The organism is Psychrobacter sp., from assembly GCF_035469765.1.
GTDB lineage: Bacteria > Pseudomonadota > Gammaproteobacteria > Pseudomonadales > Moraxellaceae > Psychrobacter.
Map to the genome: position 1 here is coordinate 1 of NZ_DATIRM010000248.1, position 11,671 is coordinate 11,671.

8 protein-coding genes and 1 pseudogene are annotated in these 11,671 nt (G+C 41.9%); 6 read left to right on the forward strand and 3 right to left on the reverse strand.

Translation table 11 applies throughout. The annotated features are described in order from the left end of the window. Positions 1 to 347, forward strand: a pseudogene (locus VLN09_RS07060) (histidine phosphatase family protein); the annotation flags it as partial. A 128-nt stretch (positions 348 to 475) separates the two neighbouring features. On the opposite strand, the gene rpsT reads toward VLN09_RS07060, so the two are convergent. Further along, positions 476 to 742, reverse strand: a complete 267-nt coding sequence (gene rpsT / locus VLN09_RS07065) for a 30S ribosomal protein S20 (RefSeq protein WP_011513993.1) — start codon at positions 740 to 742, stop codon at positions 476 to 478. Between the two features lie 528 nt (positions 743 to 1,270). Here rpsT and VLN09_RS07070 point away from each other — a divergent pair. From VLN09_RS07070 to VLN09_RS07090, 5 genes are all read left to right on the forward strand, one after another. Next, positions 1,271 to 1,972 carry an NAD-dependent epimerase/dehydratase family protein gene (locus tag VLN09_RS07070; RefSeq protein WP_325245025.1) on the forward strand — a complete coding sequence of 234 codons (702 nt, stop codon included), beginning with the start codon at positions 1,271 to 1,273 and terminating at the stop codon, positions 1,970 to 1,972. 125 nt (positions 1,973 to 2,097) lie between these two features. Continuing rightward, positions 2,098 to 2,613, forward strand: a complete 516-nt coding sequence (rraA, locus tag VLN09_RS07075; protein WP_325245036.1) for a ribonuclease E activity regulator RraA — start codon at positions 2,098 to 2,100, stop codon at positions 2,611 to 2,613. Between the two features lie 228 nt (positions 2,614 to 2,841). Then, positions 2,842 to 6,573: a transcription-repair coupling factor gene (mfd, locus tag VLN09_RS07080; RefSeq protein ID WP_325245028.1), complete on the forward strand. Its 3,732-nt coding sequence runs from the start codon at positions 2,842 to 2,844 to the stop codon at positions 6,571 to 6,573. Between the two features lie 224 nt (positions 6,574 to 6,797). Then, a complete protein-coding gene (locus tag VLN09_RS07085; protein ID WP_011513989.1) occupies positions 6,798 to 7,229 on the forward strand; it encodes an HIT domain-containing protein in 432 nt (143 codons plus the stop codon). Between the two features lie 335 nt (positions 7,230 to 7,564). Then, complete coding sequence (locus VLN09_RS07090) at positions 7,565 to 8,986, forward strand: adenylate/guanylate cyclase domain-containing protein (protein WP_325245030.1); 1,422 nt, start codon at positions 7,565 to 7,567, stop codon at positions 8,984 to 8,986. Positions 8,987 to 9,139: 153 nt separating this feature from the next. Here the strand turns inward: VLN09_RS07090 and fdx are convergent, their stop codons facing one another. Both fdx and hscA read right to left on the reverse strand, forming a co-directional pair. Continuing rightward, entirely contained in the window at positions 9,140 to 9,478 is a 339-nt protein-coding gene (fdx, locus tag VLN09_RS07095; RefSeq protein WP_149409577.1) for an ISC system 2Fe-2S type ferredoxin, read from the reverse strand. Between the two features lie 98 nt (positions 9,479 to 9,576). Next, positions 9,577 to 11,454, reverse strand: coding sequence for a Fe-S protein assembly chaperone HscA (gene hscA / locus VLN09_RS07100; protein WP_325245034.1), 1,878 nt, complete (start codon positions 11,452 to 11,454; stop codon positions 9,577 to 9,579). Positions 11,455 to 11,671: the final 217 nt, after the last annotated feature.

The window sequence follows — 11,671 nt, forward strand, 5'->3', positions numbered from 1 at the left end:
AAGGTACTAAAAACGCTTATCAAGGCGGTCTCGATATCTTATCGCTCTTTTATCAAAATCAGCCGCAACACGGGCATCTGATGCTCGCTGTCAGCCATGATACTTTATTGTCTGCATTTTTAGCGGTGATGTTTGATGTTGTTGAGATTGATTGGAACGATTGGCCAAAAATGATGGAAGGAGTGTTTTTGTGGTTTGATGACAAGCCATTCGAGCAGGCAAGTGCGTATTTTGTCTGGCGTGGCGAAGTCTATGTGCGTCCGATTCACACTTTGCTTGAAGGCTACCGCGCTGCGGGCTTTCATCCTAATAAACTGCTATTGCCACCAGAAGTAAAATGGACATAATCTCTATTTACGAAATTACTAATTACTTTTGAGCAGGCATAAAAAAACCTTGCCCCAGTATTAGAACCAGTGACAAGGTTTTAGTTATGATGTTATCGAGGCATCATACGGTCTAAACGCAACCAATCTTAAGCTAGTAAGCCTTTGATTGTTTTGTTTAGGCGGCTCTTACGACGAGCAGCTTTATTCTTATGAAGAATACCTTTGTCAGCCATACGATCAAGAACCGGTACCGCTTTTTTGTAAGCTTCGGTAGCCGCGTCATAATCTTTAGCAGCGATAGCCGCGTCAACACGTTTCAAATAAGTGCGAACCATAGAGCGTTGTGACGCAGAGTTCTGACGACGTTTGGTGTTTTGACGGGCGCGTTTACGAGCTTGTGCAGTATTAGCCACGCGAATCTCCTTGATAAAGACAGATAAAATTATGAATGTGGATTACAGTAAAGGGTTTAACCATCATCGGTAACGAGCAGCCGTCTCGCCAAACATGATGTCGATGTCTACAATTAGAGTATCTAATAGTAATAAATCATCGCAAGCGCCAGAACTGTTTGGAATAATTAAACAGCGTTGACGTGTAAAGCCGGTTATCTTAGCAAATTATCGCACTTAGAACAATAAGTTTGATGATTAATGCTCAAAGAAGTTACGCCATCACATGGATGAGCGGGATTTTATGCCTTTAATAGGAGTTTATACAGGTATTTATCATAATATTGAGTGAGTGTCTGAGTCTAAACAAAGGCATGAGCTGAGTAAAACCACTTGCTGATAAAATCTCTTACAATAAATTATGCATAATAGCCTCGGTGATTCATTAATTTAGGTATGATACTAAAGTGGTAAGCGTCACCGACGGGCTTTCAAAAGTCACATTTTTGACTATCATAAATATTCCAACACTTTATAAATGGATAGGCTATGCAGCGAAAAGCAATAGTAATAGGTGCAACAGGATTGGTCGGGCAACATCTTGTAAAGCAGCTTAGTGAGATTTATGACACATTAATTGTGATTGCACGGCGTCCTCCTCGCTACATTAATGCCAGTATGCGTTTTTATCAGGTGAATGATTTTGACAACTTAGCCGAAATCTTTGCAAGCATTGGCGCTGATCGAAAAACGGATGCCTTTAGTTGCCTTGGCACCACCAAGAAACAAGCGGGTAGTGATGAAGCGTTCCATAAGATTGACCATGATTATAATGTCGGTTTTGCCAAATTGTGCCAAGATAAAGGCGTTGAAAACTTCTTTCTATTGTCCTCAATGAATGCGGATATCAACAGTCGCTTCTTATATAATCGGGTAAAGGCTGAAACTGAAGAATCTATAATGGCATTAGAGTTTGCCCAATTAGTTATTTTCCGTCCATCGTTACTACTTGGTAAACATAAGGGTCGCCCGCTTGAAAGTCTAGGACAGAAAGCCTTTCAGCTTATTTTACCACTGGTGTCCGAGTCGCTATCCTTACATCCTATTTCAGCTAAGCGTGTCGCTAGTGCGATGGCAATGAGCGCCCATGATATCTATCATCGCAGTAAATACCGCACCGAACCAGTAATCAAAACTACTGAGATAATTGAAAATAAACAGATGCTTGCGATGACTCGAGTAAAACCTTAAGCGAAGGATTAGCTATAGTTTGATGATAAGCGTCAAAAGATTAAATAGCCTAAGCATTCAATAATAAGCTAAAAATAATTTAACCATAACAGACAAGGAGTCCCACCATGCCAGAATCAGCAACGATGACCAAAGAAAACTTTGTAACCTGTGATCTATTGGATGCTAATCCTGAGTCGCAGGTATGTTTGCCTAATATCGAAGGTAAGTCGTTTTATAGTTTTGGTGGCAAAGAAAAGTTCTGCGGTGAGATTGTGACGGTTAAATGCTTTGAAGATAATAGCCGTGTCAAATCACTGCTAAGTAGTGATGGCAAAGATACAAATGGTAATGGTAAGGTATTAGTCGTTGATGGTGGTGGCTCTATGCGCTGTGCGCTGTTAGGTGACATGATTGCACAATCTGCCATTGATAATAGTTGGGCAGGCGTTATTGTCTACGGCTGCGTACGTGACGTTGATGACATGGCGCAGATGGATATTGGTGTGATGGCGCTTGGCTGTATTCCGCGTAAATCGAATCGCCGCGATGAAGGTCAGACGAATATCGAAATTAGCTTTGGTGATTTGACTCTCAATTCTGGTATGTTTGTCTATGCAGACAATAACGGCATCATCGCTAGTGACAAGCCATTAATTTAAAGACAAAGTCTATTTTTAGCGAATCCATTACAAAGACCTCGGCTCGCAAGCTGAGGTTCTTGCGTTTAGAAGCCCTGTTTTTAGTAGTAAGTCTTTATTTCACACAGTATTTAGCTCTTGGGCTTTTTATAAAAATGCTAAGTGACAAACCGTTACGGCATAAATTTTGGTAATTGCGCAAATATTCGTATAATAGCTTTCTGACTCATAACTTTGATCCTATCCTCTATGCCTATCACTGCTTTGACTGACGCCTTCGACCCTATTAATCAACAGTTATTTCCTATCCAAAACGCCGAGCGCCGTTGGCTTGCGCCAGTGCATGGTGCCGTTAGTAGCTTATGGCTGGCAAGTCTGGTACAAGCTACTATATGGAATGTTGCTGACCGTCTAAAAGTCGTGGTGGCGCGTGACCAAAATCAGCTCAATCAAATAGAGACAGAGCTGGCATTTTGCGGTGTCGATGCTCATGTATTTCCTGATTGGGAGACGCTAACCTATGATGAGCTGTCACCGCATCAAGATATTGTCAGCGAGCGTATCAATTTATTGACTGATATGCCAACGTCAGGCGTGCTATTGATATCTGTGCAGGCATTAATGCATCGAGTAGCGCCGCCAAGCTGGTTGATTGGGCAGCATTTTGATTTAAGTGTTGGTGATCAATTCGATATCAGTATACAGCGAGCATTACTAGCAAAGGCAGGTTACCGAGCAGTTGAAAATGTTTTTGAGCCAGGTGAATTTGCGGTACGTGGCAGTATCATTGATATCTTTGCGATGGGTCAGCCGTTTCCACTACGTCTGGATTTATTCGATGATGAAATTGAGACCATTCGATTCTTTAATGCACAGACTCAGCGCACTTTGACTGTTGATGATTTAAAATCAATGATGAGTGGTAACGATAGCAGCATGGGTAAAGAGTCGTTGTCGCTACTGCATAAACTACCCGATATCTCAAAACCTATTAAACAGTTTCAAATTCTACCGGCAAAAGAGTTTCCACTTGATGAAGGGCGTGAAACCTTCCGCACCAACTTTGCTGCCATGTTCCCCAATAGCAATAGCCGTAAGTTCGAGTTGCATAAAGATGTGATGGCAGGCATTGCGAGTAGCGGACTGGAATATTATCAGCCACTATTTTTTGATTTAAAAGACTGGACGGTGGAAAGTAGTTTATTTTCTTATCTGCCAAGCGATACGCTATTCATCACTGATGAGCTTATTAACGAGAAACAGGCGGATTATTGGTCGCAAATCCAGCGCCGCTATGAAGAGCGCCGTCATGATATCGATAAGCCTATTGTCGCCCCTGAGTTGCTGTATTTATTATCAAATACTCTTAACGAGCATCTCAATCATTATCCACGCGTGATACTCAGTGCACGTGATAAGCTTTTGACAATGAACGATGGGCCTGCGATTGACGAGTCAGTATTGGAGAGTCAATTACAATTAACTGCACAAATACCGTTAGATTTTGCTCAAAATAAACAGCAAGGCTTAGTAACGTTAAGTGCGCAAGAGCCACCACAGTTAGCTGTTAATCATCAAAAAGCAGAGCCACTTACTGAGCTGCTCGCGTTTTTAGAACTACAGGCACAAATGGCAACACCGGTATTGATTGTCGCTGAGACAGCAGGTCGTCGTGAGATTCTTATTGAGCTGTTTAAAGGTAAAATCGATATCAAGGCTTATGACAGCTTTGAAACGTTTTTAGCCGCCGATAAAACAACGGGGCTTAATAATAAAAAGTTGCCACAGGTTGGTCTAACGATTGCACCTATTGAACGCGGTGTTTATGTGCCTGAGCGTTTGGTGCTGATTAGCGAAACGCAATTATTTGGTCGGCAAGTATTACAAACACGCCGTCGTCGTCAAAGCGGCGTCTCAGAAGAGTTCTTAGTTAAAAGCGTCACTGAAATAACAGATGGTAGTCCTGTCGTTCATATTGAGCATGGTATTGGGCGTTATAATGGTCTGATAACCCTAGATGTTGGAGAGGGTGAGCAAGAATTTATTCACTTAAAGTACGCTGATGACGCTAGTATTTATGTGCCGGTTGCCAACTTGCAAATGATTAATCGCTATAGCGGCGGTGATCCCGCGCTTGCGCCATTGCATAAGATTGGTAGCGGAAAATGGGATAAAGCCAAGCAAAAGGCACTAGAGCAAATTCATGATGTCGCTGCGGAATTGCTCAATATGCAAGCACGGCGTGAGGCAAAGGTCGGTATCCACTTTAAAATAGACCCATCACAGTATGAGCTATTCGCTAGCCAATTTGCTTTTGAAGAAACGCCTGATCAAGCCAACGCCATCCATGCGGTGATGGAAGACATGCGACAAAACCAGCCAATGGATCGTCTCATCTGCGGCGACGTTGGTTTCGGTAAAACGGAAGTGGCTATGCGAGCCGCCTTTATTGCGGTCAGTGCCGGTTACCAAGTGGCAGTCTTGGTGCCGACCACCTTGCTAGCTGGTCAGCATGAAGATAATTTCCGCGATCGTTTTGCTGATTGGCCGGTACGTGTCGAAACGCTTTCACGCTTTGGTGGCAAAAAGCACCAAGAAAATGTGTTAACAGACCTTGCAGCTGGCAAGGTCGATATTGTTATCGGCACTCATAAACTGCTACAACCCGATGTGAAATTCTCTAATCTAGGATTAATGATTGTCGATGAAGAACATCGCTTTGGCGTGCGTCATAAAGAGCGTATCAAGGCGATTCAGACCGATGTCGATAGTATGTCGATGACAGCGACTCCGATTCCTAGAACGCTCAATATGGCGCTCTCTGGCATGCGTGACATGTCGATTATCGCTACGCCACCGGCACGCCGTCTGGCGATTAAAACCTTTGTCATGCAAAAGACAGAAGCACTGATGAAAGAAGCAATCTTGCGTGAGTTATTACGTGGTGGTCAGGTTTATCTATTGCACAATGATGTGGCTAGCATTGAACGTATGGCAGAGACTATTCGTGAACTAGTTCCTGAGGCGCGCGTAGGGGTCGCTCATGGGCAAATGCAAGAGCGCCAACTCGAACAAGTAATGCAGCAGTATTATCATAAAAAATTCAATGTATTGGTATGTTCTACCATTATTGAGACCGGTATTGATGTACCGAATGCCAATACCATCATCATTGAGCGTGCCGATAAGTTTGGTTTGGCTCAATTACATCAGCTGCGTGGTCGTGTCGGTCGTAGCCATCATCAAGCCTATTGCTATTTGCTGGTACCCTCTATTAAAGGGCTTAAAGGGGATGCTAAACGTCGATTACATGCCATTGAGCGTGCTAACACACTGGGCGCAGGATTTATGCTGGCAAGTGAAGATTTAGAGATTCGCGGTGCTGGTGAGATACTTGGTAAGCAGCAAAGTGGTAATATGCAGGCAATTGGCTTTAGCTTATATATGGATATGCTTGAGCGGGCGACAAAAGCCATTAAAGCGGGTAAAGAGCCTGATTTAAGTACGCCGTTGTCGCTAACCAGTGAGATTAATCTGCATAGCTCGGCATTGATACCAGAAGAGTATTTGCACGATGTGCATCAGCGTTTGTTATTTTATAAGCGTATCAGTAATGCCGATGATAAAGAAGCGTTGACCGATATCCGTACTGAAATGATTGATCGTTTTGGGACGCTGCCAGACCAGACCAAGCAGTTATTTGCTGTTCATGGTTTACGCATACAAGCCGAGCCTCTAAAGATTAATAAAATTGATGCCAATAGTAATAGCATAACGCTTGAGTTTGCACCCGATACGCCGGTCGATGCTTTAGCTATTATTAAGCTGATTCAAGCAAATGGGCAGCGCTATCGCATGAATGGCGCCTCTAGCATTCGCTATCAAGATGCTGATAAATTGGCAACACCGCAACAGCGTGTCACTATTATTCAAGAGTTGCTGCGTTATTTTAGCGAGCATATGGTAGCGGAATCAGCTTAGAGAGATCGGCTTACTCATAACAGTGATATATGAGTTGCATTTTTAAGTAAGTATTAAAACTAAGTATTAAAAATCAGCCAATAATTTATGCTGCTATTTTATCGGTTGGATAACTGATAAAATAGCGACACTGAATATCTATCTGAAAAGTCTGTATTGAACTTTTAGCCTAATCTTTCTTTCTTATCTTTTTATCTAAGCTTTACAACAAGAGAACCGTCATTATGTTCCAACTTCATCATAAACTTGCTGCCGATAGTTTTTTAGTGGGTGATTTTCCACTATCAACCTGTCGTTTAATCAATGATTGCCAATTCCCATGGTTGATATTGGTGCCACGTGTGTCAGGTATCAAAGAATTGTATGAATTGTCTGAGGCAGACCAAACGCAGTTTTTGCGTGAGTCGAGCTGGTTATCAAGCCAACTTGCCAAGACTTTTCAAGCAGACAAAATGAACGTCGCAGCCCTTGGCAATCAAGTACCGCAGTTACATTTTCATCATATCGTTCGCTATCAGAATGATATGCAGTGGCCAAATCCGGTATGGGGTGTCCCTGCAGTGCCTTATAGCAAAGAAGTATTGGCGCAAATGCAACAAACATTAATGATGGCGTTACGTGGTCATCATCAAATGCCGTTCGATTGGCAGATGTAACCAACTACTTACTGATAGGTTTAATATCGCTTGGTATATGTCAGTCAAAAGAAGTCAGGTAAATTATCTGGCTTTTTTTGCACTTAGCTCGAACTTGGCGCTTTTGTTTAGGAAAAAGGCATTGCTATGATGATTTCATTGGTTTTGGTAACAAAATAAATGACAAACGGTATACTTTGAGTACTCAATGACATAGCTGTTAATAAAATTCAAACGTATAATCGTACTGTTTAATTTATCTTATTTATAAGCATGGTTATAGAGATAAGCTGTACTATCTATCTTATATTTATTAGCACTCTCAATGTTTTTTCTCGTTTAAGCGAATAGCTATCATGGCATTTTTAGACACATTCAGCCCAAAAAAATCTATACAGGGTAATGATGTCTGTCGATTTGATTATCCTGAAGTCTTTGTTCTCATACTAAGTGTGATATTGCTCACTATTCATTTTGACTTCAGTCCAAGGTCAATGGCGCGTTTAATCGTCGTCTGTTTACCTAGCCTCATGATTTTAATCTATAACTTTCGTCGTCAAAAAAGCTTTTGGACGTCTAATATTGTTATTATTTTATTGTCTGTGGTCATTGGTTCTATTCAGGTCTGTCCCCTCATCTCATTAAGTTTGGCAGCGTTAATTGGGCTACGTATCATTCTCAGCAGTCCTGAAAACCATCTGAAGTTAATTTCTGTGGCAGTCGTCACTGTCATTATTTTTTATTATGTTAGTGTTATTTTGAGTAGTAGAGAGATAGATTGTCAGACCAGTTGGATAACGCCTATTATCTTGCTGGCAACAATGCTCGTGATTCTTTGTCATTTTCGCCATATATATCATGAGTATATCCATCACGAAGCACGGGCTGAGCAAGTGGTTGGGCGCTTAAGTACTATGGTATCAGTAATCAATAAATTAACCCGTTTTGTACCGCCACAGGTATGGGAGCCTATTGTTAAAGCGGATAGTCCAGTTGCCGTCGCTAATAAACGCGCTAAGCTGACGATTATGTTTTCAGATATTGTTGGTTTTACTGAACTGTCTGATAGCTTAAGTGCAGATAATTTAGCTGATATTTTAAACACTTATATGCACTGTATGACATTGATTGCCAATAAACATGGGGCAGTACTAGATAAGTTTATCGGCGATGGCATGGTCTGCTTTTTTGGTGAGCCGAGTAGCCGTGGTCCTCGTCAAGATGCCCTAGACTGTGTAGCTATGGCAATAGATATGCGCCGTGAGATGCGCACACTGCGGCAAAAATGGCGACTGCTGGGTTTTGAGGGATTATATATACGCGTAGGTATTAGCACAGGCTACTGTCATGTTGGTAACTTCGGTAGTAATAATCGTCTGAGTTATACGCTCATTGGCAAAGAGGCAAACCTAGCTTCAAGGCTTGAAGCTGTCGCTGGTAAGGGTGAAATATACATCAGCGAAAGCACTCACGACTATATCGCTCATGATTTTGACTGCGAATATGCAGGTGCTTTTCAGTTAAAAGGGTTCGATAATAAAATGAGCGCTTGGAAAGTATTAGATCCTGATGAGAATAAAGGAAAACTGTCAAAATGGGTCGACCACACGCTACCAGGTTTTAACCTGCATTTGAATTTTAGAGACATGCAAGATAATGATTATCAAGATATCAGAATTCGTCTCAATCTTGCACTTGAACGCATCGAACAAGAAGAAAAAGCGGTTGCTATTGAAATAAGTAAAGCCAGTAAAAAAGAGGCTCAGCATCATAAATAGTCGATAATAGCATTAGATGATTATGAGTTATACCTTTTTACTTTAAACATAAAAAAACCAGTTATGAGTGATAACTGGTTTTTTTATGAGTATTGCTTTTAACTTAAAAATACAAAGGGCTTAAATAGAACTGATAGGCAAAGTCATCAATAATTAGTGATTTTCTTTAGCATGATTTAAAGTATATTTAGGAATTTCGATGGTTAAATCGTCATCCTCAAGCATCACCTGACAAGACAAGCGTGAATCAGGTTCCAGCCCCCAAGCACGGTCGAGTAAGTCAGCTTCGATATCATCCATCTCATCTAAGCTATTAAAACCTTTACGCACTACGACATGGCAAGTCGTACAAGCTTTTGACATCTCGCAAGCATGTTCAATCTTGATGCCTTTTTCGAGTAAGGCTTTACATAAATTTTCGCCTGCTGCTAATTCAACTTCGATGCCTTCAGGGCAAATTTCATGATGGGGTAGTACAGTGATTTTTGGCATAAGGTAGTCTATCCGGTGCTAATCCATTTAAAATAAAATCTAAAAGTATAAAAAATACGCTTAATTTGACACGTAAGCAATATGGTAGAACATCTCTGTTACCAGTCTTGGGCACTAGTACCTGCCATACTGGTTTTAACACTTTGATTCATAATAAGGGCGGCAAAGGCATCGCTATGCGGTTTAAGCGCCAGTTTTTTTGCATCAATAAGGGTTAAATTATCTGTACTAAGCGCCGCTTGCAAGTCTTGCATGGTTTGCACCAAAGACTGCTTAGCATCTTCTGAAAGTAAAGCGTCAAAATCTTTCAGTGCCGATTGCAATGCCAGTATCTCACGTTCTGCTTCAACCTTGGTTTCAATTAATGAACGTGCATTTTTATCTTCTTCAGCGTATTTAAAACCTGCAATCAATAACTGCTCTTTTTGTTCATCAGACAAGCCATAAGAAGGTACAATCTCAATTTTACTTTCGGTCTTGGTAGTGGTTTCTTGCGCACTAACCGTCAGCTGACCATTAGCATCGATGCTAAAAGTCACTTCAATACGGGCAAATCCTGCTTTCATGGGCGGAATGCCATATAACTCAAAGCGTCCCAGTGAACGACAGTTATCGACGGTCTCACGTTCGCCTTGTACCACATGAATCACCATACCAGTTTGACCGTCTTGATAAGTGGTAAACACTTGACGTTTCTTAACTGGAATAGGGGTATTGCGCGGGATAAGTACTTCAACCAAGCCGCCCATGGTTTCAAGACCAAGCGATAGTGGCGTCACATCCAACAGCAGTAGATTGTTATCGCTATCACCATTGACCAATTGATGCGCAGTTTGTGCAGCACCTAAAGCGACCACTTCATCTGGATTGAGGCGACAAAGCGGCTGCTTTGCAAAAAAGTCAGCAACTACTTGTTTAACAGCAGGCATACGAGTTGAACCACCCACCAAAATAACTTCATCTAAATCAGATGTTGAGAGCTTAGCATCACGTAAGACTTGCTCGCAGACGCTCAAGGTACGGCGATTGACTGGGTCTGCAATCGCTAATAAATCTTCACGGCGCAATATGCCCTTAAAAGATTGCTCATTCACGATGATATCAATATCAACTTGCTCAGCATCCGTCAGTGCTTGCTTATAAGCTTTGGCTTGTTGAGCAAGAATTGATTTATCATGCAGGCTAACGTCTTTTGGGTCAATATGCAGTTGCTTGATAAGCCAATTGGTCAGTAACCGATCGATATCATCGCCACCAAGTGCACTGTTACCACCTGTCGCTAGCACCTCAAAAACGCCATCGTTTAACTTTAAAATAGACACATCAAACGTACCGCCGCCCAAATCATAGATAAGGTAATGTTTCTCAACGCCTGCATCAGTCTCTTGGTCGAGACCATAAGCAACTGCAGCAGCAGTAGGCTCGTTTAGTAGACGCAGTACCTTGATACCTGCTGCTTGAGCAGCATCTTTAGTCGCTTGACGCTGTGCTTCATCAAAATAGGCAGGTACTGTAATAACGGCACCTTGAATACTCTCATCAGGCAATGTGTTAGCAGCACGCTGTTCAAGCGCTGCTAAGATACGCGCTGACACTTCAACAGGAGATACTGCTCCTTGCGCAGTGACAAAAGCGGGCATCTCATCTTTGCCACCACTTAGCTCATAAGGATGAGAGAATTTGATATCGGCTTGGCTACGACCCATAAATCGCTTGGCTGAAATGATGGTATTTTTTGGGTCATCTGCCATATGGGCAAGGGCGTCTGAGCCAACCAATGGGCTACCTTCACTTGGATAATACACTACGGAAGGCAGCAAGGTATCTGTCGCTGTGCTTGCTTGCAAAACTTGTGCCTTGCCTGAGCGTACCACGGCGACCAGTGAGCGTGTCGTACCAAGGTCAATGCCTAGGCCAAAACGATGCTCGTGAGGTCGGGTGCTTTGATTGGGTTCAGCAATTTGCATTAAGGACATAAGATAACTCAAAGATAAAATGAATAAGTGAAATGATACAAGGACGATAGATCGACTACCATCAGTACAATATAAAATAGTTTTGCTATAAATATTCGAATATAGCAATCAGCCGTTGAAGGCTTTTAGAGTCAAGATTATACGAGATAATTGGTACTGCTTTAAGCGTAGATTTTTAAAAATTCTGAAACAGATTATAAATTTTAGCCGTTATTAT